Origin of the sequence: Marnyiella aurantia (genome assembly GCF_014041915.1) — a bacterium.
Classification (GTDB): domain Bacteria; phylum Bacteroidota; class Bacteroidia; order Flavobacteriales; family Weeksellaceae; genus Marnyiella; species Marnyiella aurantia.
Map to the genome: position 1 here is coordinate 1490907 of NZ_CP059472.1, position 25611 is coordinate 1516517.

At 43.2% G+C, this 25611-nt stretch carries 28 protein-coding genes; 8 read left to right on the forward strand and 20 right to left on the reverse strand.

Translation table 11 applies throughout. The annotated features are described in order from the left end of the window. Positions 1–110: 110 nt before the first annotated feature. From H1R16_RS06810 to H1R16_RS06825, 4 genes are all read right to left on the reverse strand, one after another. Entirely contained in the window at positions 111–701 is a 591-nt protein-coding gene (locus H1R16_RS06810; RefSeq protein WP_181887320.1) for an RNA polymerase sigma factor, read from the reverse strand. 171 nt (positions 702–872) lie between these two features. Then, on the reverse strand, positions 873–1361 hold the full coding sequence (locus H1R16_RS06815) for a hypothetical protein (protein WP_181887319.1): 489 nt from the start codon (positions 1359–1361) through the stop codon (positions 873–875). A gap of 84 nt (positions 1362–1445) precedes the next feature. Continuing rightward, positions 1446–2726, reverse strand: a complete 1281-nt coding sequence (metK, locus tag H1R16_RS06820; protein WP_181887318.1) for a methionine adenosyltransferase — start codon at positions 2724–2726, stop codon at positions 1446–1448. 190 nt (positions 2727–2916) lie between these two features. Beyond that, complete coding sequence (locus H1R16_RS06825; RefSeq protein WP_181887317.1) at positions 2917–3864, reverse strand: hydrogen peroxide-inducible genes activator; 948 nt, start codon at positions 3862–3864, stop codon at positions 2917–2919. A 722-nt stretch (positions 3865–4586) separates the two neighbouring features. Here H1R16_RS06825 and H1R16_RS06830 point away from each other — a divergent pair. From H1R16_RS06830 to H1R16_RS06845, 4 genes are read left to right on the forward strand one after another with little or no spacing between them, the layout of a single operon-like run. After that, a complete protein-coding gene (locus H1R16_RS06830) occupies positions 4587–5354 on the forward strand; it encodes an enoyl-CoA hydratase-related protein (RefSeq protein WP_181887316.1) in 768 nt (255 codons plus the stop codon). 34 nt (positions 5355–5388) lie between these two features. Beyond that, positions 5389–5820 (forward strand): deoxycytidylate deaminase, encoded by a 432-nt coding sequence (locus H1R16_RS06835; protein WP_181887315.1) that lies wholly within the window; start codon positions 5389–5391, stop codon positions 5818–5820. 19 nt (positions 5821–5839) lie between these two features. Beyond that, on the forward strand, positions 5840–6745 hold the full coding sequence (xerD, locus tag H1R16_RS06840; protein ID WP_181887314.1) for a site-specific tyrosine recombinase XerD: 906 nt from the start codon (positions 5840–5842) through the stop codon (positions 6743–6745). Continuing rightward, complete coding sequence (locus H1R16_RS06845) at positions 6742–7251, forward strand: NUDIX hydrolase (protein ID WP_181887313.1); 510 nt, start codon at positions 6742–6744, stop codon at positions 7249–7251. Before xerD ends, H1R16_RS06845 begins: the two co-directional genes overlap by 4 nt. Positions 7252–7279: 28 nt before the next feature. Here the strand turns inward: H1R16_RS06845 and H1R16_RS06850 are convergent, their stop codons facing one another. The 8 genes from H1R16_RS06850 to H1R16_RS06885 form a co-directional block, all read right to left on the reverse strand. Beyond that, positions 7280–7987 carry an ABC transporter ATP-binding protein gene (locus H1R16_RS06850; RefSeq protein WP_181887312.1) on the reverse strand — a complete coding sequence of 236 codons (708 nt, stop codon included), beginning with the start codon at positions 7985–7987 and terminating at the stop codon, positions 7280–7282. A gap of 5 nt (positions 7988–7992) precedes the next feature. Beyond that, positions 7993–9462 carry a DUF5687 family protein gene (locus H1R16_RS06855; RefSeq protein WP_181887311.1) on the reverse strand — a complete coding sequence of 490 codons (1470 nt, stop codon included), beginning with the start codon at positions 9460–9462 and terminating at the stop codon, positions 7993–7995. A 19-nt stretch (positions 9463–9481) separates the two neighbouring features. Continuing rightward, the gene (locus H1R16_RS06860) at positions 9482–11131 is read right to left on the reverse strand and encodes a DNA repair protein RecN (RefSeq protein ID WP_181887310.1); all 1650 of its coding nucleotides are present in this window, start codon (positions 11129–11131) and stop codon (positions 9482–9484) included. Positions 11132–11201: 70 nt separating this feature from the next. Continuing rightward, entirely contained in the window at positions 11202–12104 is a 903-nt protein-coding gene (gene porD, locus H1R16_RS06865; protein ID WP_181887309.1) for a type IX secretion system protein PorD, read from the reverse strand. A gap of 37 nt (positions 12105–12141) precedes the next feature. Further along, the gene (coaBC, locus tag H1R16_RS06870; RefSeq protein ID WP_181887308.1) at positions 12142–13347 is read right to left on the reverse strand and encodes a bifunctional phosphopantothenoylcysteine decarboxylase/phosphopantothenate--cysteine ligase CoaBC; all 1206 of its coding nucleotides are present in this window, start codon (positions 13345–13347) and stop codon (positions 12142–12144) included. A 100-nt stretch (positions 13348–13447) separates the two neighbouring features. Then, a complete protein-coding gene (locus tag H1R16_RS06875; protein WP_181887307.1) occupies positions 13448–13771 on the reverse strand; it encodes a DNA-directed RNA polymerase subunit omega in 324 nt (107 codons plus the stop codon). A gap of 41 nt (positions 13772–13812) precedes the next feature. Continuing rightward, positions 13813–14772, reverse strand: coding sequence for an outer membrane protein assembly factor BamD (locus tag H1R16_RS06880; RefSeq protein WP_181887306.1), 960 nt, complete (start codon positions 14770–14772; stop codon positions 13813–13815). Between the two features lie 103 nt (positions 14773–14875). After that, the gene (locus H1R16_RS06885; protein ID WP_181887305.1) at positions 14876–15505 is read right to left on the reverse strand and encodes a TetR/AcrR family transcriptional regulator; all 630 of its coding nucleotides are present in this window, start codon (positions 15503–15505) and stop codon (positions 14876–14878) included. Positions 15506–15578: 73 nt separating this feature from the next. Here H1R16_RS06885 and H1R16_RS06890 point away from each other — a divergent pair, with 73 nt between their 5' ends. The 4 genes from H1R16_RS06890 (at position 15579) to H1R16_RS06905 (ending at position 18014) form a co-directional block, all read left to right on the forward strand. Next, positions 15579–16205, forward strand: a complete 627-nt coding sequence (locus H1R16_RS06890; protein ID WP_228451080.1) for a TatD family hydrolase — start codon at positions 15579–15581, stop codon at positions 16203–16205. A gap of 7 nt (positions 16206–16212) precedes the next feature. Beyond that, positions 16213–16938 (forward strand): tRNA threonylcarbamoyladenosine dehydratase, encoded by a 726-nt coding sequence (locus tag H1R16_RS06895; protein WP_181887304.1) that lies wholly within the window; start codon positions 16213–16215, stop codon positions 16936–16938. Continuing rightward, entirely contained in the window at positions 16931–17305 is a 375-nt protein-coding gene (gene rnpA / locus H1R16_RS06900; RefSeq protein WP_181887303.1) for a ribonuclease P protein component, read from the forward strand. The genes H1R16_RS06895 and rnpA overlap by 8 nt, the downstream gene beginning before the upstream one ends. Before the next feature lie 61 nt (positions 17306–17366). Beyond that, entirely contained in the window at positions 17367–18014 is a 648-nt protein-coding gene (locus H1R16_RS06905) for a DUF4126 domain-containing protein (protein ID WP_181887302.1), read from the forward strand. Between the two features lie 7 nt (positions 18015–18021). Here H1R16_RS06905 and H1R16_RS06910 read toward each other — a convergent pair whose 3' ends face one another. The 8 genes from H1R16_RS06910 to H1R16_RS06945 form a co-directional block, all read right to left on the reverse strand. Continuing rightward, entirely contained in the window at positions 18022–18630 is a 609-nt protein-coding gene (locus tag H1R16_RS06910; protein ID WP_181887301.1) for a hypothetical protein, read from the reverse strand. Positions 18631–18659: 29 nt separating this feature from the next. Beyond that, positions 18660–19037, reverse strand: coding sequence for a sulfite exporter TauE/SafE family protein (locus H1R16_RS06915; RefSeq protein ID WP_158065106.1), 378 nt, complete (start codon positions 19035–19037; stop codon positions 18660–18662). Between the two features lie 10 nt (positions 19038–19047). Then, positions 19048–20829, reverse strand: coding sequence for a hypothetical protein (locus H1R16_RS06920; RefSeq protein ID WP_181887300.1), 1782 nt, complete (start codon positions 20827–20829; stop codon positions 19048–19050). Between the two features lies 1 nt (position 20830). Beyond that, positions 20831–21364 carry an LptE family protein gene (locus H1R16_RS06925; protein ID WP_181887299.1) on the reverse strand — a complete coding sequence of 178 codons (534 nt, stop codon included), beginning with the start codon at positions 21362–21364 and terminating at the stop codon, positions 20831–20833. A 1-nt stretch (position 21365) separates the two neighbouring features. After that, entirely contained in the window at positions 21366–22646 is a 1281-nt protein-coding gene (locus tag H1R16_RS06930; RefSeq protein ID WP_181887298.1) for a sigma-54 interaction domain-containing protein, read from the reverse strand. 45 nt (positions 22647–22691) lie between these two features. Then, a complete protein-coding gene (gene miaB / locus H1R16_RS06935; protein WP_181887297.1) occupies positions 22692–24125 on the reverse strand; it encodes a tRNA (N6-isopentenyl adenosine(37)-C2)-methylthiotransferase MiaB in 1434 nt (477 codons plus the stop codon). A 129-nt stretch (positions 24126–24254) separates the two neighbouring features. Then, positions 24255–24941, reverse strand: coding sequence for an energy transducer TonB (locus tag H1R16_RS06940; protein WP_181887296.1), 687 nt, complete (start codon positions 24939–24941; stop codon positions 24255–24257). A 148-nt stretch (positions 24942–25089) separates the two neighbouring features. Beyond that, positions 25090–25572 (reverse strand): hypothetical protein, encoded by a 483-nt coding sequence (locus H1R16_RS06945; RefSeq protein ID WP_181887295.1) that lies wholly within the window; start codon positions 25570–25572, stop codon positions 25090–25092. Positions 25573–25611 lie beyond the last annotated feature (39 nt).

Consider the following 25611-nt stretch of genomic DNA (forward strand, 5'->3'; position numbering starts at 1 on the left):
CTAACTGTTTCTTTTTTTGGCTTTGGAAGTTTAGCGTTTAAAGTGTCATTTTTTTTCATAGGCTGAAGGACTTGGTTTACCTGAAAAACGCTGCAACTCCGAAAATATTGCTACCGGGTAAGAATAATGCGGTTTTCCTCCATGATTTTTCTCAGGTTAATAAGCGCATAACGTACGCGTCCCAACGTTGTATTAATGCTACTGTCTGTCTGATCTGCAATTTCTTTAAAGCTAAGACCGTCAAAGAACCGAAGTCTGATGACTTCCTGTTGATTTTCCGGCAGATATTCCAGAAGCTTAAAGAGGTCACTGTGGATCTGCTGGGTTACCAGGCGCTCCTCAATATTCTCCTCCTGCTCACGGATCAGATCAAAGATGGAAAACTCCTCATTGTCATAAGAGGTCTCTGAAACTTTGTTGTGTTTCGCTTTCAGTCTGTAATGGTCGATGATTAGGTTATGCGAGATACGCTTGGCCCAAAGGATGAACTTGCCTTCTTCATTGTATTTGCCGCCTTTAAGGGTAACAATGATTTTCATAAATGCATCCTGGAAGATGTCATTTGCCAGATCCGAGTCCATTACCTTATAGAATATATAGGAATATAGCTCGCTCTGGTGCCTTTCAATAAGTATGGCCAGCGCTTTTTCGTCACCCGCCTGATACTTTGATATTAGTGAACTGTCTGATATAGATTTCATATGTACTTCAATATTATAGACGACAACCCTTACCCAGGAAGGACCGCGATTTCTCTATTTAAATTAATGAAGTAAAATTTTATCTATAGGCGATGTTATTATGTGGTAAATATAATTATTATTTCATTATGATTCCAAATTTACACGAAATGAATCTAAATCATTAATAAATCAATTCAGAAGATCGTGTATTAGCACCGTAGGAACATTGAATGTAACATTAACGTTTAAACCTTTCATTTCTTTGCCGTTTAATCCTTTGTCACCAAAAGGAAATGCATAACCACCGGTCAGATCTATCAGGCCAAATAAACTGAAACCAATCTTCGGAGCGATATACTTACTTGTCAGCTCGGCCCCGCTCAGGAAATAATACGAGTGATACAGATCCACATTTCGTTCAAAATTTACAAGGATGTCACCCTGCACCTTAGGTAGCACAGCAAATTTTCCATCTACCGAACCGAGCATTGCCCCGGCTCCCAGCCTGAAAATAAAATCATCATTTTTAAGGAAAAGAAGTTTACCTCCCAATTCTCCAAAACTACCATTCTGATACACATACCCTGCGCTTACCAGTTTATGCACTGTTAACTGCGCTCTATATAAACCCGAGCAAAACAGAAGCAGGATAAGGGAACCAAAGATCTTTAATTTCATAATATAGATTGTATGAAGATAACAAAGTTAAAAAAACTGCTTCACTCATTTCATGAAGCAGTTTTGTTGCAGACTGTGTGACTGTTAAATGCCGAACTCATTCCTAATATCTTCTACCCGATCAAGTTTTTCCCAGGTGAAGAATTCCAGATCTTTTTCCACCCTTTCGTCTTTGCGACCTTTGTTAAAAATACGGGTAGCCGTAAAAGGTTCTCTACCCATATGTCCGTATGAAGCAGTTTCCTGATAGATAGGGTTTCGCAGTTTGAGATTATGTTCAATAGCATAAGGACGAAGATCAAAAAGCTGCTGTACGCGTTCAGAAATCTCACCATCAGTCATATTTACTTTTGATGTGCCAAAGGTGTTGATGTACAGACCACATGGCTGTGCTACACCGATGGCATAGGAAACCTGAACCAGTACCTCATCTGCGATACCGGCAGCTACCAGGTTCTTCGCGATATGACGTGTCGCATATGCCGCGCTCCGGTCTACTTTGGAGGGATCTTTACCACTAAACGCACCACCGCCGTGTGCACCTTTGCCACCATAAGTATCAACAATAATTTTACGGCCGGTAAGTCCGGTATCTCCATGAGGACCACCAATAACGAATTTTCCGGTTGGATTGATGTGATATTTGATCTGGTCATTAAACAGTTCCTGAATTTCCCGCTTCTGCTTATATTTAACCTTAGGTATCAGAACTTCTATCATATCCTTGCGGATTTTGGCAAGCATAGCTTCGTCACTTCCAAATTCGTCGTGTTGGGTTGAAATCACGATACTGTCTATACGTACAGGCTTATGGTCATCTGAATACTCAATTGTAACCTGCGATTTTGCATCTGGCCGAAGATAGGAAACTTCAGATCCTTCCTGACGCATAACTGAAAGTTCCTTCAGGATGGAATGTGCCAAATCCAGCGCAAGCGGCATATAATTATCCGTTTCATTGGTGGCGTAGCCAAACATCATTCCCTGGTCGCCGGCTCCCTGTGAGTTAGCACGGGTTTCAAAATCGGCATCTTCTCCGCTCCTGTCTACACCTTGATTTATATCGGGTGACTGTTCATGAATGGCTGAGATTACCCCACAAGAATCCCCATTGAACATATACTCGCCTTTGGTATATCCAATGCCATTAATAACCTCGCGGGCAATGGTTTGAACATCCAGGTAGGCCTCAGATTTCACCTCTCCTGCCAGTACTACCTGTCCGGTGGTTACAAGGGTTTCGCAGGCAACTTTAGACTGTCTGTCGTAAGCCAGGAAATTATCAATCAGTGCATCGGAAATCTGATCCGCAATCTTGTCGGGATGTCCTTCGGAAACAGATTCTGATGTGAATAAATAAGACATATTATGTGTGTTTATTGAAATTAAAAATAGAGGTAATCTGAAAGAAAACACACAGAAAAAAGGAATAATTCTGTTTTAGCATTTTTTTTCTGAGGTAGCAATCAGTCAAATTTATCCTCCCGTAAACTGCTGCAAATTTACGACTATTTCTGAAAGCAAAAAGTTAATTGCCCAAAAATGGCCGACGCTTCTACTGAGGCTTCACATTCACATAATCTTCCGGCGCTTTGCTGAAATTGAGTTTGGCCTGCACGGAATCTCGGATCGTAGTCAAAAGCTCGTCTATGATCTTCTGCTTGTACGTAGGTTTATAGTAAATGATACTTATCTCCCTGTATGGGAAGGGCTTGCGGAAACGTGATACTTTAGCTGTCTGCTCTTCTGTGAGTTGCAGGACAGCGAGCTCGGGTAATATAGAGATTCCGCCTACTTTATCTACCATCTGAATCAGAGTACTGATGTTAGACGCCTTGAAATCAAGATTTTTCGGTTTCAATGCATTCTCTTTCAAATGGCAGATGTTCTCAAACTGGGTCCGGAGACAGTTGCCCTCTTCCAGAAGCCAGACCTTTTCCACATCGATTTCGTCCGGCACTACGAAGCTGTCAAGTTTTTCCGGAACATCCGAAGCGTAAAGCATAAGTTCCTCATTGAACAGAAACTCCTGATAAAATTCGTTGGCACCGTCATAAGGGGTGGCAATGATACCTGCGTCCAGCTCACCGGATTTCAAACCTTTGATGATATTATCGGTAGTCATTTCCTTTACGGCCATTTCAACCTTTGGATTTTCTTTCAGAAATGAAAATATTTCCGCAGGCAGAATATAGGTGGAGACCGTGGGTATAATACCAAGGTTTATCTTGCCCCCCAGCACATTGTTCAGTAAGTCCGCTTTATTACGCAGTTCGTTTACCGAATCAATAATGCTTTTGGCGTGCGCAACCATCTGCACACCCACGTCTGTAGTTCGGATAGGATGGCTTGTACGGTCAAAGATTTTCACATCCAGCTCATCTTCGAATTTCTGGATCATCGCACTAAGTGTAGGCTGTGTAATAAAGCATGCCTGTGCGGCCTTTCCAAAATGTTTATATTTATCTACTGCGATTAGATATTCCAGTTGCTGAATGTTCATTATAAGACTTTTACCTTGGACAAATATACATTGTTTTTCCTTACACCGCCGTGAACGGCAAATAGTTCAAACACTGCTGTTTAATTAATTTGTGAAGCAAAATATCGAATATATTCTCTCAGTACCAAATTCCAGCAGTTAAGGCAACACTTCGGAATTAACAGCATAGAAGGTCACAAAGTGAAATACGCCGAACTTACAGAATGTTTACTCTTCATCAAAATCTGGCTGATATCCTGATATAGTTTATTAAGCAGCAGATCATGCCGCTGAAAACTAAGACCCTCACTTCTACGGTAATTCAGGATATTACAGGTAAAGCAAAGGATTAAATTTTTTCGAAATTGGGTAATACCTGCCACCTTTGGGGCCGATTCTCCAGCTATAAAACAATAGGTTCATTACAGGGACTTCTTTTTACAATGGCTTTTATTGATAAAACCGCGATATTTAGTTATTAAGAATATAGTGACTGTCATGAGCCGGAATTGGGAAACCCTGTTAAATGGAGGTCATTAGCCTGCAACTATTCCATTTTATTCGTGCAGATACAGAATTGGGAATTGGGATCGGAAACGAATTTTCCGGAAGAGATTGACACAGCCATGCTGACCCCCATCGAAAAAGAATGATTTGCACAATAAAGCGCTCGCCTGAATATTATCTTTGCTTAAATTATTCGTAATTTGCAGTCCATTGTTGATATTTAACGATAAATGATTATGAATTACGAAAATATTGCAGTTTCTACAGAAGGAAATACAACTGTAATCACCATAACCAGGCCTCAGGCGCTTAATGCACTTAATGCTGCAACAATTACCGAACTTGGTAATATCCTGGACAAGCTGGACGGCGATGCATCCTGCAGGGCCATCATTATAACAGGAAGCGGTGAAAAATCTTTTGTTGCCGGTGCTGACATTAAAGAATTCAGCGATTTCGGAGCTGTACAGGCAGAGGAGTTGGCACGTAACGGCCAGCGTACTCTTTTCAATAAGGTAGAGAACATGACCAAGCCCGTAATTGCGGCCGTGAACGGATTTGCCCTGGGTGGTGGTCTGGAGCTGGCTATGGCGTGCCACATCCGTTACGCATCTGAAAACGCCAGATTAGGACTTCCGGAAGTGACACTTGGATTAATACCTGGCTATGGAGGAACCCAGCGTTTGCCAAAACTGGTAGGAAAAGGACTGGCAAATGAATTAATCTTTTCTGCAAAAATGATCAATGCCACTCGGGCTAAAGAGATAGGCCTGGTTAACGAAGTTTTCACGCTGGAAGATCTTCTTCCTAAATCGTTAGAACTGGCGGCAACTATAGCGTCCAATTCACCAATGGCTATTGCTGAGGCAATTAATGCGGTTAATCTTTCGGATACAGACCGTGGTTATGAAGCAGAAATTAAATCTTTTGGGTTGCTGTTTGAAAAGAACGATAAAAAAGAAGGTGTCACCGCTTTTCTGGAAAAAAGGAAGCCTAACTTTTAACATTTGGAAACCGGAGTATCTAACCTGAACAGTTGTGACACTAAATAAATTTGATATCGCATATCTCAGAATGGCCAGAGAATGGGCCAGGCTGTCTTATTGCCACCGGAAGCAGGTAGGCGCACTGATTGTAAAGGACAGGATGATTATATCCGATGGTTATAACGGCACACCGTCCGGTTTTGATAATACATGTGAAGATGGCGAAGGTAAAACCCATTGGTATGTATTGCACGCGGAGGCAAATGCAATCCTTAAACTGGCTGCATCCACCAATTCGGCAAAGGGTGCTACGTTATACCTGACGCTTTCGCCCTGTAAAGAGTGCAGTAAACTGGTACTGCAGGCCGGGATTTCACGCCTGGTGTACATAAGTGAATATTCTGACGGTGAGGGAATTGCTTTCCTGCAGAACCACGGAATAGAGATTATGCAGATTGCCGAAGAACAACTGGACCTAAATTAATACGACACACCTACAACCCATGAGCTGGACTGAAAAAATTAAAGATTTTGAAATCTTCCTGAAATTTGAGCGGAATTTTTCAGACAATACGCTGGATGCGTACCTGCGCGACATCAGAAAACTGCAGAATTACGCAGAAACTGAACTTACGGGCACAGGACCCCAGGAAATAACTTTCACGCAACTGCAGGAGTATCTTTACCAGCTGTCCAAACAGAAATTCAGTGAGCGGTCTCAAGCCAGATGGGTGTCATCTATAAAAGCATTCTTCAAATATCTGGTGGAAGATGAAATCCGGACAGATAATCCGGCTATTCTTCTGGAAGGTCCCAAACTGGGTCTTTATCTGCCCGATACACTTTCGTTTGATGATATTGAGCGGATTATTACAGCAATAGATATATCCACGGATCTTGGGAAGCGCAACCAATGTATGATAGAAGTTCTGTATGGTTGCGGCCTGCGTGTATCTGAACTTATTGACATAAAGATCTCCAATATCAACTATAAGGAAAACTATCTTAAAGTAGACGGGAAAGGTGATAAATCCCGGTTTGTGCCGCTTGCAGATTATACTACCAGGCTGATCCGCGATTACATCAAGAATGTGCGGTCACAATATAAGATAAACAAGAAATTTGAAGATATCCTTTTCCTGAACAGCCGCGGTTCCGCAATGTCCAGGGTAATTGTATTCATCATCATCAAGGAGCTTACTGAAAAAGCAGGCATCAGTAAACGCATTTCGCCCCACACCTTCAGACACTCATTTGCAACGCATCTGCTTCAGAACGGTGCAGACCTGCGGTATATCCAGGAAATGCTGGGCCACTCCAGTATCACAACTACTGAAATATACACTCACCTGAAGACCGAAGAACTTCGGGACGTCATCTTAAATTACCATCCAAGGAATATTACATGAACTCCGGTCTGAAATACTGCCCAAGTTGCGGTACAGAGTGCCTGAAATGGGAGGAAGAAAAAAAGTGGTCCTGTGGCTGTGGATTTGTCCTCTACCACAATGTTGCCTCGGCAATAGCAGTAGTAATACGTCATGGAAATGAACTTTTCTTCACCCGCAGAAACCGGGAGCCACAGGTGGGTAAACTGGATTTGCCCGGTGGATTTGTAGATCCCCACGAATCGGCAGAGGACACCTGCTGCCGCGAACTCTATGAAGAATTGGGTCTTCTGATTGATGTGGGCAGACTGAAGTACCTTTCCTCACTGCCAAACATCTATAAATACAAAGAGATCTCCTATAATACACTGGACCTCTTTTATGAATATGAGGTTGATGAGAAATTTGATGTTGAGCTTGAACTCTCAGAAATTTCAGAAACCTTCTGGATAGACCGTACCAAGATTGATCTGGAGGAACTCGCGTTTGAATCCCAGAGAAAATTCCTCTGGAACTATTTACGCTGATTCAGAACTCTAGCATCTGCGACCGTTGCTATTCCCCCGCATCCCCGGCAAAAAAGGCTTCCAGCTCACGAAGTGTTTCCGGACTGGTTGCAATATCACGAACTATTTTTCCCCGATTGAGGACCACAATCCTGTTACTTACCTCCGTAGTATGCGCCAGGTCATGGCTTGAGATCAGAAAGGTTACCTGATGATTTTGGGACCAGTCGCGGATAAGTTTTTTAAGTTTGAACTGGGTACTCGGATCCAGGTTGGCAAAAGGTTCATCCAGAATTATGATATCAGGAGTTCCGATGAGTGCCCCTACTATTCCCACCTTCTTTTGGTTTCCCTTGGACAGATCCCGCACATATTTCTTCCCGTTCAGTATCTCCCCATTGAAGAAGTCGGTGAACTGCTGCAGAAACACATCAACAGAGGCCCTGTTCTGTCCGCGAAGCTCGCCCAGAAAATAAAAGTATTCCTCAGGTGTAAGGTAACCAATCAGAAAAGATTCATCTATAAAGGCAGATGTAAGGCCCTTCCAGTTCTCACTTTCAGCTACATTCTCGCCAGCGATCTGTATCTGGCCTGTACTGGCTTCTATAAGATCTAGCAGCAGCGAAAACAGCGTTGTTTTGCCTGCACCGTTGTTACCAACCAATCCGAAACTTTCCCCCTTAGGAATCTCCAGAAAAGGAATGTTTAAAACTTCAGTCGTACCGTATACCTTAGAAATATTTTGAACTGTAATCATCGTATTTAGTTTTCTTTTTTAAATGCCTGAAGGGTGGAATATTTCTGTGTTTTGTACACCTTCACAATTAGATCAAATATGTAGTTTCGGAGCATGAAACCAACTGCGCCCAGCAGACCCAGGGCCGCAACTGCCGCGTACATTCCGAAAAGGTATTTTACTATAGCAAAGACTGCCATTGGCAGGACCATTTGGGGTATCGCAATCAGAAGTACTTTCATGTTGAAACTATTCTTACCGCCACCAAAACTTTTTGCTGTAGAGTTCAGGTCAATCGCTTGCTTGTTGTAGGCACCTGCAAGCAAGGTAAGGTAGGAATTTACTCCCAGATTATAAAGCCCGGCCCCCAGCACAGTAAGATAGATTTCCCATCCGAAATACAGGTAGGCTGTGGACAATATCATGCCTATTAAAATACTCAGGATAATAAGCGACCATTTGGCCATCAGAAACTTTTTATAAGGAACCTGCTGGGTCATCATTAGCGGGTAATAAGAAGAATCCCAGGCCGGAACCCGCTGTCCGAACATCATCATAAAGCCACCGGTTACGAAGATGGCCGCAAAAAGTTTCATGAAATCCGTTTGGTAGGCGCCGTTAAAAAATAACAGACCGTAAAAAAGAAAGGCAATGCTCATATAAAGCGTAACCTTTGCAGCCTTACTGCGCCTCAGCAGGCGGATATCATTGTTGATGAAAGTGCCCATGGTCCCAAAACGCTGCAGGAATTCGATATTCTCGGTTTTACCCTCTGCCTTTTCAAGTTCAAGACCTTTATCCAGATAGAAATTGCCAAGGATACTTTGGTAGCACAGGTAGGCAACGGTTGCAGCAAGAACTCCTGAAATCAGGAAGGCACCCGGAATATTGTAAAAAGAATAAAAAAACGATTCAGAATAGGACAGAAAAGGTATGTACCCATAGTAATCGAGTGCACCCAAACCTATTATAACGGCAGCTACCGAAAACAAGACGGTGTTCTTCTTATTCAGCAGGATATTCAGGAAGTTATTGAAGTAGAAGACGAACATTATCCCAAAAAGGAACATCAGCACTCCTGTAACCGAATAACCACCGTGGAATATAAGGAGTGCACAGAAAGGAATCATAAAAAGCAGGTACCCCCAGTTGAAGAAATGTAGGAATATCCGGAGAATGGTATAATTAACCAATTGCTTTTTTTTGATATTCTGACCCAGGAAAGGCTTGATATTCTGGGTAGGCATCTGCTGCATAAAGTAGCGGATAAGTAAGTCGACAACAGCGTAATAGAGAAAATATCTGCTGAAAATCCGGATCGGATCCTGCTGCAGTTCTTCCTTAACAAAAAAATACACACCGAACGCCGCTCCTATAAATGCGGCAGCCATCCAGAAATAAGAAAAGGCCACGAGCAATTTCATGATCAGGTTTACGCCAAACTGTGGATTGCGGAGGAAATGCTTTAATTCCAGGGAGAGTAGTCTAAAATACATATCCTTTATTTTTTTTGAATTAATTCATAAGAAGCCTGGCCTGCTCTATGGCAGCCTGTGTTACTTTGGCACCGGAAAGAAGCTGAGCGATTTCCTGCAGTTTTTCATCCGCATCCAGCGGGCGGATCGTACTTTGTGTACGGCCGGAAACTTCTTCCTTCTGAACTTTAAAATGATCATCACCTTTAGCCGCCACCTGCGCCAGGTGGGTAATAACGATAAGCTGCATATTCCGGGACATTTCGCGCATCACATTGCCCATTTCCTCAGCAATCTTACCGGAAACTCCAGTGTCCAGCTCATCCAGAATAAGTGTGGGGAGCTCGGCATTCTCGGCCATCAGTTTCTTTACGGAAAGCATGACGCGTGACCGTTCACCACCAGAGATTGCGGTTTCAATTGGTTTAAGCGGAAATCCGGTGTTCGCCTGGAACAGTAAACTTATATTCTCCTTGCCAAATCGGCTGAAGTCTGGTCTAGCGGTAAGTTCCACCTCAATCTTTGCCTTCTCCAGACCCAGCTGCTTAAGTAAGGTTTCTATCTTATTTTTGAAGACGGGCACCGCTTTCTTGCGGTTAGAAGCAAGTAACTTGGCAAGACGCGTCAGATTTTTCTCCTGTTCAGAAATTTCGGCTTCAGTATCCTGAATCAGCTGCTGAAGTTCGTCCATTCCGGACTGCTCGCCGGCAAGTGCATCGCGCACCTCTATCAGTTCAGCGACTGTGGCAACCTGATGTTTCAGGAACAGTGAATTGATGCGGTTTACTTTTTCATTAAGTCTTTCCAGCACTTCGGGATCAGTCTCAATCTTCTCAGCTTCATTCTGAAGGTCGAATACGATGTCCTTGAATTCCACGATGTTTTCTGCCAAACGGGTATTCAGCAACGTAAATTCATGTGACAGATCCGCGATCCTGTTCAGTTTAGACTTTACATCATTTATCGTGTCCAGAAGACCGATCTGTTCAGCATCAAGTTTAACGAAAATATCCTTCAGGTTTTCTGTAATTGCATCTGCGTTTTCCTGCTTTTTCAGCTGGTTCAGCAAATCTTCCCAATCTACCTCGTCCAGACTGGCTTCGCTGAGTTCAGTAAGCAAAAACTGCTTATAATCCGCTTCTTTATTTCCTTCACTCAGCTGGAGCTTATATCCATGGAGTTTGGACTTGAGATGATTAAAAGCCTCAAATGCGGCTTTATAATCAACAATCAATGATTTATTCTCAGAAAGACCGTCCACAATGCTGAACTGGTAATCTTCGTCAAAGAGATTTGAGGTTTCGAACTGCGAATGTATGTCAATGAGTTTTCCTGAAAGTGATTTCAGAACCTCCAGCGTTACCGGCACATCATTGATGAAAGCACGCGACTTACCAGTGGGCAACAATTCCCGGCGTACAAGGGTATGAGTTTCAAAATCAAGGTCATTATCAAGAAAGAACTGTGTATATGATTCATCAAGAAGAAACTCGGCTTCCACAACACTTTTAGTGGCTGAATCCTGCATCGCTTTCACGTCGGCCCGTTCGCCCATAATAAGACGCAGCGCACCCAGGATAATGGATTTTCCGGCTCCCGTTTCACCTGTAATAACCTGCAGACCTTTATTTATCTGAAGTTCCAGTGAATCAATAAGCGCAAAATTCTTTATAAAAATTCGGTTCAGCATAATAAAAAAAATGAGCTTTAAGAATACCTAAAGCCCTACAAAAATATTGGTTAATAGTTGATGCCGCAAGTTATTTCCAGTTATTCCACCGTGCTTCTGTATTCTTGGGCGAAAGTGTTATCATAAGCTGTTTCAGCTCGTTCATGTTAACAGCCCCGTTGTTCCTGGAATCAAAAATATTATAAATCTCAGCTGCTTTTGTATCCAGAAACAAATTGATGGCGTAGTTCTGCTGGAATGAATTTTCAAACTGCTTCAGCGCCATCAGCGCATCCGCGATCACTTTCTTTGGGCTGGACTGATCCTGGTTGTACATATTGTCCAGGCCGGAGCGGTGATAGTTGTAAAAAACGGTCCGCACCGGATTGTAGGAAGGGGCTATGATCCCGTCAATCAAAGCACCTCTGGTACGCGGCCCTTCTACAACAGACCATCCTTCGTAGCCTTTGTTCATCGCGTTACGCGAAATCTGCTGAGCTTTTGTAAAGTGCTGCTGTCCTCCCATGGACTGAAAACTGTCTGCATCATAGCCCAGGATCATATAAACATAGAAGCTGATGATGTCCGTAAGATTCTTGCCCGAAAACTGGCGTTCGTTGAAGACCAGGTTTTCATTTTCAACATATTCAAAGTCGATCTTAGTGTCATTAACATTCATGAGCGGGGACTCATAAGTCGAGTTAAACACCGGCCTTACCGCCTGCACCACCATGGTACCGTTGAAACGGTTTCCCTCACGACCTGTGATCACGAAAGCGAAATTGGCTTTTACCTTTTCAAAGTTTTGCAGTCTTTTCCCCGTCCAGCTGGTTTTGTTGATGAAGTCGCGCACGTTCTTCTCCAGCGTCTTATAAACCTGCTGGTTACTTCCGGAAAGCTGCTGCGCATTCACTGTCACATTGGCCATGATCTCCTGTGAGAAAGCGGAACCGGCAAAGAAAAGGATGATGAATATGGAAAGGAAATTTTTCATTGTAAGTATTGAGTTTGAGAACGGAAAAATACTCAATTTATTTTAATGTTCCCTGCTGTACGAATTCCAGAATGTCTGCAGCAACAGCCTGCTTGGATTTCAGCCCAAACTCCGTAATTCCGTCAGACGTAATGAATTTAACCAGATTGGTATCCTTACCGAAGCCTGCTCCCGCATCGCTTAATGAATTCAGAACGATCATATCCAGATTCTTGCGTTCAAGCTTACCCCGGGCATTCTCCTCTTCGTTCTCAGTTTCCAGTGCAAAACCGACGAGGAACTGATTGTTTTTCCGCAGCCCCATTTCCGCCAGGATATCAGGATTCTTTATGAGTTCAATGGTGAGATGGGAATCTGACTTTTTAATTTTCTGGGCGGCAACGTTTGCCGGCGCATAATCTGCTACGGCTGCGCTGGCAATGGCTACATCTACAGTATCATAAAACCTGAACACCTGATCATACATTTCCTGTGCTGAAGTAATTCTGATGAGCTGAATCCGTTCATGACCCGTCTGGAGTGATGTTGGACCGGAAATAAGTATCACCTGAGCACCCCGCGCAGCGGCAGCCTCCGCAATAGCAAATCCCATCTTGCCCGATGAGTGATTACCGATGAAACGTACCGGATCTATGGCTTCATAAGTTGGCCCGGCAGTTATCAGCACGGTTTTGCCTGCAAATGACTGTGAATCACTGTATATATTAAGATAATCCGTAATGGATTGGATGATGGTTTCCGGTTCGGCCATCCTGCCTTCGCCTATGAGACCGCTTGCCAGTTCTCCATCTTCAGCAGGAATAATGAAATGTCCAAAATCTTCCGCTATCTCAAGGTTCTGTCGTGTAGAAGGATGGGCATACATGTCCAGATCCATGGCCGGAGCAATGAAGACAGGACATTTTGCTGAAAGGTAAGTCGCAATAACAAGATTGTCGCATTGCCCATGCATCATCTTGGCCAGGGTATTAGCGGTACAGGGAGCGATAATCATCAGATCTGCCCAGAGCGCAAGGTCCACATGGCTGTTCCAGGTTCCGTTTTCAGAATAGAAGTCAGAATAGACGGGCTTTTTGGAAAGCGTGGAAAGCGTAAGCGGCGATACAAAATTGGATGCAGCCGGCGTCATAATCACCTGAACTTCCGCACCTTCTTTTATGAAGCTGCGCACCAACAGATTTATTTTATAGGCTGCGATACCACCGGTTATCGCAATGAGTATTTTTTTATCCTGCAGAATCATCGAAAATCTTTGAGCACTAATTTACCCCTTTTTTGCCAAAGTGCATAAAAAAATCACAGCGGAAAACCGCTGTGACAATGAGTTATAAGGAAAAAAGAGCCTATGCTCTGTCTTCAGTTTTTCTGTAGTAGATTTCTTCGTCCAACCACTCTTTTATAGCAATAGAAGTTGGTTTCGGCAGTTTTTCATAGTGCTTGGAGATCTCAATTTGCTCTCTGTTTTCAAAAACCTCTTCAAGAGTTGCATTGTGCACCGCAAACTCATCCAGTTTTCCGTGAAGTTCGGTACGGATCTCGGCATTGATCTGCTCCGCGCGTTTTCCCATGATTACGATGGCTTCGTAGATGGAACCTACATTCTGTTCAATCTTGTCCCTGTCGTACGTAATGGTGTTCAGTTCTGCTCTTGTATCTTTTGCGCTCATTTTGAGAGAGTTATTTATAATTTAGGATGCAAATATAGTGATTATTTTTCAAGTGGTAAAGTGACCGCCGGAGGAGGCGTGTTCAGTATAGCACTGTCTCTTAAGGCCTGTTTGGTCTGCTTTTCGGCATCTGAGGCGGAACGTTCAGTTTCGCGCTGCTGCCTGGCAAGCAAAGTAGCTTTCTGTGCTTCAATTTCCTTCTGTTGACGGTTGAAGCTTTCCTGCTCTTTTACGAGACGGGCACGGATAGATTCAGCGGTTTTTGAATATTCGGTTCCCGGCATTTCCTTTTCTACGAGTCTTGCAAAAGACAGGGCGCTTTCAATACGCTCCTGTTTCAGGCTGAATACAGAGTTTACCGCAAGTTCATATCTGGATTTAAGGATATAATCGTAAATGGAAGGTCTTAGTTTTGTAGAGGGAAAATCGCCCAAAACATTTTCAAATGCAACATCAGCTGCTTTATACTCACCCATTTTGTAATACTGACGGGCATTCTCGTAGGCTTTATATTCCAGTTTGTAGCTTAACTCATCCGTAAGCTGGCTGATGTTACGTGACCTTTCTGAGGTTGGATATTCGTTCAGGAAGTTCTGCAACTCGTTAATTGCCAGTTCGGTACTGGTTTGATCCAGGTTATAGTCCATTGAGCCCTCATAATAACAAAGTGCCGACATATAGGCAGCCTCTTCCTTTCTTGGATCCTGTGGGAAAGTTACAGCGAAGTTTTTAAACTGGTGACCTGCAAGTTTATAATTCTTATCGTAGTAATTGGCATAAGCGGAATTGAACACCACGTTGGGCGCATCGTCTGTTCCCGCAACCAGATTGGAAAGCCTTTCATATAAAGCCAATGATTTGGCCCATTTTTTATTGGCAAAATGTTCATTTGCTACCTTAAGGATGAAATCCTTATCGGCACTTTTAAGTGCCTGGTCATGAACTGTATTACAGGCTGTAACCAATATTGCCGTAAGAAGGATTAAAACAATTTTTTTCATAGAATCTTGTCGTGCGGCCTACATATTAGACTGTAAGCCTGTCAGCCTGCAAAAATATAATATTTTTACCAATAGTTTTGGTTTTATGATTATTTAACGCTAATTAATCCTGCACAAACCCTAAAAGTGCAAAGACAGTGAGCATCATATTGGCTTTCACCTTTTTTTCCGCTTCCTTAATGTAGCTTTGATCATCGCTGTGCCGAACATAATTCTCCATAAAGTTCTTATTCCTGATAGAAAACAGGGTGGTACCGAGAATAATGGAAAGGATATCCTCCGGCTTTGGAGCGAATGTAAAAACTCCTGATGCAATCCCTTTTTTTAGAACCTCATCAATTTTCTTTACACAAAACTGATAGAAGACAAGTAACTCCTGCTTTAAGTTTTCGTTCCGTCGAAGTTCCTGCGACACAAACCCGTGAAACTGACCATATTTAAAGAGCTGGCCCACAATATATTTAATGATTTCCCGCATCTGCATTTCGGGCTTTCCATCTTTGATGATCTCTGAAAATTCAGCAAAATGCTCACGTGTACGCTGAACTCTATAATGGTAAAGATGATACATCATTTTCTCCTTGGAACCAAAATAGTAGGAAATCATGGCCACATTAATATTTGCTTTTGCCGAAATATCACGAACGGAAGTCCCTTCAAACCCTTTTTCCGCAATCAGTTCTTCCGCAATATTCAGGATGTGTATCTGCTTCTCCGTAAACTTCTTTCCCATTCATGTGATTTTTAGTAAAGTTAACATAACATTAACAAATAAACAAGTGTTTAATCAAACTATGCTATTTTTGATGATGGAATATTTCGACTTTCATCATCATAACCGCGCGACGGAAAAAGGCATCTATAATCTGTCTTTTCCGGAGTTACCAAGAGAGGGGCTGTTTTCCGCAGGAATTCACCCGCAGGAAATATCATCGGGTAATGAAAGCAGATGGAAGTGGCTGCATGAAGTGAGTCAGCATCCCAATTGTGTAGCCATCGGCGAATGTGGTTTGGATGGCCGGGTTCCGGACGAAAAAGTGCAGAGTGAAGCTTTTTCCAGGCAGACTGAACTGGCCAATGACCTCTGTAAACCAATGATTATCCATTGTGTACGCCGGTTTTCCCATCTGATTCCTTTCAGAAAAAAAGTTCGTGTGCCCATGGTTGTCCACGGATTCAGCAAAAAGCAATCGGTGGCAGAGGAGCTCAGAAAACATGATTTCTACCTGAGTTTTGGTAAGTCAGTTTTACAAAATGTAAATTTGCAGCGGCTGGTGAAGGATTTCCCAACTGAGAAGATGTTTCTTGAGACAGATGCGGATGAAGGCGGTATTGAGGAACTTTACCGGTTAGTCAGCTCGGTGAAAGGCATTTCTGAAGAAGCACTTATACATCAAATCGAAAAAAACCTGCAGGCAATTATGCCGCGATAGAAATTTTATGGAAAAAAACTGGCTGGAACGCACAGAACTGCTGATAAAGGAAAAGGGAGCCAGGAAACTTCTGAAATCCAATGTACTCGTCATTGGACTGGGAGGTGTAGGTTCTTTTGCCGCTGAATTCCTGGCGCGGGCCGGAATCGGAACAATGACCATTGTAGACGGCGACACGGTGGACATTACCAATATAAACCGCCAGCTGCCCGCTCTGCACAGTACAATAGGTCTTTCCAAAGCAGACCTGATGCAGGCGCGCCTCATGGACATCAACCCAAATCTTAAGTTAACTCAAATCAGCCGGTTTCTTGAACCTGAAGATATGGTGGAGATTCTGGACGCTGATAAGTTCGATTATGTTCTGGACTGTATAGACAGCGTAACGCCTAAGATCACACTTATTAAGGCGGCCAAAAGAAAAAAGATTAAAGTAGTTAGCTGTATGGGCGCCGGTGGAAAAACAGATCCAAGTAAGGTAATGGTACGCGACATCAGCAAGACTTATAACTGCTATCTGGCCAAACAGGTACGCAAACGCCTGAAGAAGGAAAGTATCAACAAAGGGATCCGCTGTGTTTTCTCCAATGAAATTCAGCAGGAAAACAGCCTGAAGCTGACCGATGGGACCAACTATAAAAAATCCTTTTACGGAACAATAAGCTATATTCCCGCAATGTTCGGACTTTATGCCGCGGCGGAAGTGATAAACCATCTTTTAAAAAATGAATGATTCAGGAACCGGAGACACGTGCTACCCACGAGCCGAAAAACTTAAGTCGAAGCGGGAACTGGACGTGCTTTTTGACAAAGGTAAGTGGAAGACTGTGGGCAACATGCGGATTGTTACCTACTCTACCGCTGAGCTACCTCAGGCAAAAATCGGTGTGTCGGTATCGAAAAGGAATTTTAAGAAAGCTGTGCACCGCAACCGGATTAAAAGACTACTGCGCGAAGCCTACAGGCTGAATAAGAGCAGTTTCACAGAAGCGTTCGGCACGTCAGGCATCTCCATGATATTCTGGGTTTCATCCACAATGCCAAAAAATTATGATGAAGTGAAAGAGGCATTCCTGAAGCTTTGCCAAACTAAAAAATAATTATACTGGCGTGAATTTCCTTTTCGTAAATTTGATTTCCTAACTATAAACAAATCGCGAAATGCTGGATAATATACCTTACCTACCTTACTTTCTTAGTGCCTTTATCGGTATAGGCCTTGCCGCAGCTTCCGGCTTCAGGGTTTTCCTGCCCATGTTTACGGTGAGTATGGCTTCGTATATGGGATGGATCCCGATGAATGAGTCTTTTGAATGGCTGGCGGGCCTTCCCACATTAATCGCGACAGGTTTTGCAATGATTTTTGAGATCCTGGCCTATTATATTCCTATTGTAGATCATTTACTGGATACACTGTCTGTTCCGCTGGCCACTCTGGCAGGCTCCGTACTTTTTGCAAGTCAGTTTGCTGATTTGGGGACTTTTCCTCAATGGGCACTTGCACTTATTGCCGGCGGAGGAACTGCGGCGGCCATAAGTTCGGGATTTGCGGGAACGCGGGCAGCTTCAACGGCAACCACAGGCGGACTGGGTAATTCGGTAGTAGCCACAACCGAAACTGCGGGCGCTGGAATCATGTCCATACTGGCACTTGCAGCACCAATTTTTGCCGCCATCATTGCCATAGCTTTGGTAATCACTGTCCTTATTTTAGGCAAAAAGTTGTGGAATAAATTCAGAAATTTCAAAGCCGACCGAAATTCAAAAATAATTGATGTAGAAGCTGTAGAGCGTAAAAACCTGGAATAGCGGATATCTATTTGCCTTTTTTATTCACTTTATAGATCATTATTATAATTGCCAGCACTGTCAATAGTATAAGGCTGTATTTAAGGTAGTTATTCTCCACTGTAAGTGCTGAATTTTCCAACAGTAAGGAATTCATTTTGCGGTTGGAGTTGAATTCCACAATTTCGATCAGGCTATCATCCGTCTCGCGAATAGTCTGATTTTCAATTTCGTATTCATCCGCAAGTCTGCTTAGAGTCACCAGTTCGGTCCTGGAAACTTCAGAGAGAGCTTTTGTAGACAGGCAATGGCTTGAGTATACAAACTCACTGTCTGAATCGAGGAATCCGAAAATCAGGTATTTTCCGTGCGCAACGAAGGGGTAATCACAAGTATCTAAAGAGGAAGAAAGTAAAGTCACCTCCTTAGTTTGATAAAAAGAAAATTCTGAAGGTGATTTATAACTCTTTACAATCTTGGCTCTACTTAGGAGAATCGGATTGTTTTGCTGAAGCCCGGGAAATTCGTTAACTGTACTGTAAATATTGGCAACAAATACGAAGTCAGCGCTTTTAAATGAACTTTCAATATCCTGATGATTACATTTACATGCAAAAGCCGGGATTGACCATAGCATTGAGCACAGAACCAGCCATTTCTGCACCATTATTTCTGAAAGAACATTTTTACGGCCACCACAAACATCAGCACCGCAAAAACCTTTCTGATCATATCCTGCGAAAGTGAAATGGCTGTTTTACTACCCAAATAACTACCGAGTACAAATCCGCAGCAAAGCAACAGCGCAGTTTTAATATCAACATTACCGGTTTTGTAGTAGTTCATCACACCAAAAAAGCCTACAGGAACCATAAGCAATGCGAGAGTCGTTCCCTGAGCTTTATGTTGCGTAAAACCAAAAAGAAGCACGAGCACAGGTACCATTACGATACCACCGCCAATTCCTACAAGTCCACTTAGATAACCTGCAAGGAGACCTAACAGTATAAGTCCGATCACTAATGTTGTGTTGTCCATTTTCATCTAGGTTGAGTTACTGGAAATTATTTCGCAGGTCGCGTACCTCCTTTACCTTCGCGCGGAAATATTCGGCTTTTTGCGGATGCTTTTCGGCCAGAATATGGAATGCATGAATGGCTCTGGCATACAGTTTCTGTTCAACGTAAATATTGGCCAGAGTTTCCGTCATCAGGTGTGAGATATCACTTTTCTTTTCTTTGATGACGAAGCTTCCTTCCTCACGCAGCTGCGAAATACGCGGCGCAGTTTCAATGAATTTTTCAATGATAACCGTTTTCCTGTCTTCTTCGGGTTCGGGTTGGATTTCAGGAGTTGTTTCTTTCCTGTCAATTTTCAGCCAGTTTTGCCAGGTGTTTATAAACTGAGGCAAATTGCTGTCGTCGTCAGCCATGACTTGGGCTGTTTCTGCTTCTTCATCCGCTGACACTTTTGTCACTTCTGTCGGCGGTACTATAGAAACCGTCTCCTCCTGTGCAGTTTCAACCTCCTGTTCAGTCTTTATAGGAGATACCTCGGGCTTCACATTAAGTGATTTACGTTCAGTTTTAAGTAAAGCATCGGGTATCTGCAAAGGCACACTCATGGGTTTCCAGCCTGAACGCACCGGCATTTCGGCGTTCGGTTCTGAAACCGGATTGGATCCGACAGCATCGGTCCCAGGTAAGTTAACTGTTGCAGATGCCTCTGCCTCAGCTTCTGAAGCTGTAATTTCTTCTTGTACAGCTTCTGTTGATTCATTCGCGGGAGTTTCCGCCTTAACAACAAAATCCTGAGTATCACTGAAACTTATTTCTGTACTTTCAGTTTGCTCTTCTACCGGTTCGTTTTCGATTTGCGAGGCTTTTTTCTCCTTAATCTTCTTTTCCACCTCCGCAATCAGACGCTGCATCTCCTCTTCATGTTTATTGGATACAGGCGCCGGTATTATAACAGTTTCCTCTTTTTTTGGAGCAGCTGTTATCTTCACCCCGGGCAGGAATGGAGCTATGCCATGAAAACTTACATCTGCGGTTGGAGGTTCCTCCTGACCAGCCACCGCTACTGCGATGGGTTCTTCAGCACTTTTAATCTCAACTTCCTCCGATTCTTCTTCCTTAGTTTCAGGTCCGGTAATTTCTTCCTCCTTAGCGGCAAGTTCGTTTACGGGCGCGGACTCTTCGCTAAAAACCTTTGGTGGGGAGATATTTGGATCTGCAATAACCAACTGGCCGCTTTCAGCTGAAGCCTCCTTATCGATTACAGGCGCTTCCTTTTCAAGGAAATCCTCTTCTCCCTCAAACAGAATCCTGTTCAGTTCACCGTTTACATAAACGGGCTTTGCACCTTCAGTCTCCGAAGGTGCTATTTTTGTAAAAGTTTCCTTTTTGGATTCCAATACGGGTGAAAGAGCAGCCTTTTCCAAATCAACAGTGGTCTCAGGTCCTGATTCATCTGCTCCAGATTCAGGAATATTGATATTTTTCTGTACCTGGAGATGCTCCTGCACCTCATTTTCACTACCGGTACCATCCTGATTATCAATTTCCTGCGAAAGTACAGGTTCATTTACTTCAGCGGAAGGTTTAGATACGCCGTTCACCAGCTGATAAAGAATTTTTTTATCTGTTGTATAGGCCGCTGTCGTTGAAAGTTCCTGCTGGTAATTTTCCGGATCGTACCGGGAGGTAGCCAGTAGTGCCAGTGCACGTAAACTCTGCACATAAGGTGTAGTCCTGATCTGGTCATTCAGAAGTTTCAGATCTGCAGACTGTAACAAGTCCGGATTTTCAATAAGTTCCAGTATACGCGTATTCATATTACCAGTTAGCTACAATATCGTTAAAAATCCTATTGATTATTCGTTCATTAACCAGTTTAACCTGTGAGGCTTCAATGGCATTAATATCCAAATCACTGCTGAAAACGGCTTCATCAGTGAAAGTGCGATCAAAACTTTTGTCCGGTTCAATTTTATTCTCGTAATGCACCCGAACTGATATTGTAAGTTTGTTTTGGGCTGCCTGGATATTTCCACCTACTGCATCCACATTAGATGAAATAGTTGTAGGTGAAATGCTGTAGTCGGTAATTTCGCCCTCGATAAGCAAATCAGGATTCTCCTTTGTTCCCTTGAGAGTGGTACGCTGAAGAAAACGGTTTTGGATATCGGTTGAGAACTGCTGAGCCAAAGTAGGGTTTACCAGCGGGGCATTATTAATGAATTCATTGATCTGCACTGTTTTGGTTTCCGGACTCAGCGATGAGCCTGTAAATGTATAACAGGACTGCAGCATGGCCGTGCAAAGCAACACTAATCCCAAGAAAGGGTTTAAAAGTCGGTTCATTTTCATATTAATCCTCCAGGTTGTACTGTTTAATTTTTCGGTAAAGTGTACGCTGGGAAATCCCCAGTTCGTCCGCCGCTTTGTTCCTGCGCCCTTTATGTTTTTCCAAAGCCTTTACTATAAGCTCCCGTTCATTATTCTGAAGAGAAAGTGAGTGACTTTCTTCAATCTCTATATCTTCCACATCATCATATTCTTCATTAGGCTCAGTGTAAATGGGTGCACGGCCGGGCGGGTTCTGATTTCCATTTTCAAAATAGAGCAGTGAATTCTGATTCTGCGTATTGCTGTCAGATGTAAACACCCTGTTAATCAAATTTTTCTCCTGATTACTAAGATCCTCACTGCCACGGTTCTTGATCAGTTCTGATGTCAGTGACTTCAAATCGTTCAGGTCATTACGCATATCGAATAGAATCTTATACATAATTTCCCTTTCAGAATGAAACTCTGAACTGGACACATGACCTGGGCCCATCTTTTGAACTACAGCCGGCAGGTTTGCATTCATCGGGATATACTCGGCCAGTTTTGTGGAGTTAACGGTTCTGTTATGTTCCACCACAGTCATTTGTTCTACCAGATTACGGAGCTGACGTACATTTCCGGGAAAAGCATAGTTTTCCAGGTAGTTCACCGCATCGTCGGTCAGTACGAGTTCCGGCATTCTGTATTTTTCGGCAAAATCAATAGCAAATTTTCTGAAAAGCAAATGTACATCACCTTTTCTTTCGCGCAGAGGCGGCATATCTATCTGAACGGTATTGAGACGGTAATAGAGATCCTCGCGGAAACGGCCGTCTTCAATAGCCTTCAGCATATTCACATTGGTAGCTGCTACAATTCTGACATTGGTTTTCTGAATTTGGGATGAACCCACTTTCATAAATTCACCGCTCTCAAGTACACGAAGCAGGCGTACCTGGGTTTGCAGCGGCAGTTCGCCTACCTCATCAAGGAAAATGGTTCCGCCGTCAGCGACCTCAAAATAGCCTTTCCGTGTGGCTGTTGCCCCCGTAAAGGCACCTTTTTCGTGCCCGAAAAGCTCAGAATCAATTGTACCTTCAGGTATGGCGCCACAGTTTACAACGATATAGGGCTGATGCTTACGCCTCGACTCTCCGTGGATAATCTTTGGTATAAACTCCTTGCCCACACCGGATTCGCCCATTACCAGAACGGAAATATCGGTGGGTGCTACCTGTATTGCCTTTTCCAGTGCACGGTGCAGTGCAGGAAAACTGCCAATGATCCCAAAACGGGTTTTTATGGATTGTAGGTCTGTCATTTTAAAATCAAATTATGATTATAGAGCTCCCGGCGGGAATAAATATTATTCCGACGCCGCTAAAAGCGTACCCTGAGTATTTCCGTAAACCAATACGGTCACAATGTCTCCAAGCTTCTGTCCCGGTTTCTTGTCAAACACACAAACGGCATTCTGAGAGTTTCGCCCTTTCCACTGATTCTCATTCTTTCTGGAAGTTCCTTCAATAAGGACTTCATGCTCACGGCCAACGTATGATTCCATCCGTTTCCGCGAAAGAGCTCCCTGCAGTGCGATGACTTCTGAAAGTCTCCGCTGTTTCACTTCAGCAGGAACATCATCCTCCATCTTTTTATGTGCCGGAGTTCCCGGCCTTTCCGAATAGGCAAACATATATCCGTAATCATACTCCACTTCCTTCATCAGGGAGAGTGTCTTCTCATGATCGGCTTCCGTTTCGCCGCAGAATCCGATGATCATATCCTGTGAGAAAGAAATTTCCGGAACAATCTCTCTGGCCTTTCTTATCAAATCAAGATATTCCTCGCGGGTATGCTGGCGGTTCATGCGCTCCAGAATTCTGTTGCTGCCACTCTGCACCGGTAAGTGCACATATTTACAGATATTTTTATGCTTCGCCATAACCGTGAAAACATCCATTGTCATGTCATGCGGATTGGAAGTAGAAAAACGTATACGCATTTCCGGCACCGCGACAGCCACCATATCCAGCAACTGTGCAAAGTTAACTGCTGTAAGCTTCTGCATCTCTGTCGCGTTCTTGAAATCCTTCTTAGGTCCGCCACCATACCACAGGTACGAATCTACATTCTGACCCAGAAGTGTAATTTCCTTGTAGCCGCTGTTCCACAGATCCTGACATTCCGAAATAATGGAATGCGGGTCCCGGCTGCGCTCGCGGCCACGGGTAAAAGGAACAACGCAGAAAGTACACATATTGTCGCAGCCACGCGTAATGGTTACAAATGCTGTGACACCGTTTCCACCTAAACGGACGGGGTTTATATCTGCATAGGTTTCCTCTTTGGAAAGAATTACGTTGATGGCATCGCGGCCGCCGTCGGTTTCCTTCAGTAAATTAGGAAGATCACGGTAAGCATCCGGACCCACCACAAGATCTACAAGCTGTTCCTCTTCCAGAAATTTGGTCTTCAGACGTTCTGCCATGCAGCCCAAAACACCAACAGTTAGATTAGGTTTGGCTTTTTTAAGGTTTTTGAACTGCGAGAGGCGCATCCGTACGGTTTGCTCTGCTTTCTCGCGTATGGAACAGGTATTCAGCAGAATAAGATCTGCCTCATCCTGATTGAGGGTTGTATTATATCCCTGCTCATTGAGTATGGAAGCCACAATTTCTGAATCTGAGAAATTCATCTGGCAACCATAACTTTCCAAAAAAAGTTTCTTGGAATTGGTAGGTTTTTCGGCTATAGCAAAGGCTTCGCCCTGCTTTGTTTCGTCTATATATTTATCCTGCACGGTACTCGTTATTATGGGAGAATCCAGAAAAACACACTGAATTCAACTTAAATTAAAGTGCAAAGATAAGAATTATTGTGACAGAATGGCAGGTAACACTTCGCTTTGTTGGTGGATTAAATCAGCACGTTACGAACCAAAAGCCAACGGTAGTTTATACCGTGCCCTTACCTGCACGCCATATTTCGTAGCGGGCTTCCATAGGGTTTTAATTCGGTATACGGTGCGTAATGCTTCTGCGTTAACATGTGGACTATCTCCTTCGGCCGTAACATCTTCAATCCTTCCGTCTCTACCAACAACAAAATGTACAACAACTCTCTTAATCATTCCCGTCGGAACCACATCAGCACGGAAATTTTTAAGAATTTCCTGTCGAAAGGCAGTTAGCCCGCCCGGAAACTCTGCATTCTTTACCTCCTCGGTATAAAAATATCCTTCCTGATAATAGTTAAACAGATGATTAGGTACCAAGGTAAACTGAGAAACCGCGTTAACCGTCTTACCATCAATAAAAGCAGGCTTCCACTTTTTAAGGTGGGGCAAAACTTTACGAAATATGTCGTAAGCGCATTTGTTTGCGGTGATGTTGACCGAATCGAAATCTTTTACAAAACTAATTTTGGAGTTTTCCCGTACTAAAACTGAGCCCGTATAGCGTACTTCCTCATTTAAACATGGTTCAATTGCCAACTTCCTTAGTGTATTGTGAATTTCCTTATATAACAGTTTACTTCCACCTTCATAAAAATCCTGTCCGGCAGGATACTGGGGATGGATAAACGGCTGTTCCTGAGCTGCAGCACTATAGAACATAAAAATAATAAAAGAAGGAAAAATTTATTCATAATAGTTCTTGTAAAAACATGGAATAATTCTGATTTACTTGCCAAAGATAAAATTTAAGGTAGAAAACAAAGTATGCCCGCCCGCACGTTTAAATCTGTCACTATAAACTGTAAACCTAAAGATCAAAACTGTCTGTCCTGAAATTAACTTTTTGCCGTATCCTGGAATCAACAGGCACACCGTTGCAGGTAGCCGGAGTCCAGGTTGGATTCATATTTCTCAGGGCCAGTTCCAGATCGCGCAGCAGGAGGTGACCGTTCTGAACTTCAGGCTTCAACTGAAAACGCTGCAGCGAACCATTTTTTCCAATGTAAAGAATTAGCTCAAAGGTGCCGTTTACAGTATAAAGACCTGTATCCAGAAAACCTTTCATCTGCTTGCTGATGTTCTCCTTGAAAGCACCTTCACCACCGGTAAAGCGTGCATAGACCGGCGAACCGCATTTCAGGCGGTAAAACTCCGTAGGATTATTAATATCATACGAAATGGCAACACGTACAAACTCCTCGGAATTTTCCGAGATCTCACTATCCTCAATCAGGGTTTGCGCAGGCACAAGACCAAACGCAAACATTAGAATAAATATCAGTTTTTTCATGATGTTGAATTTTAGTAAAGTTAAGATCTACTCAGGTTA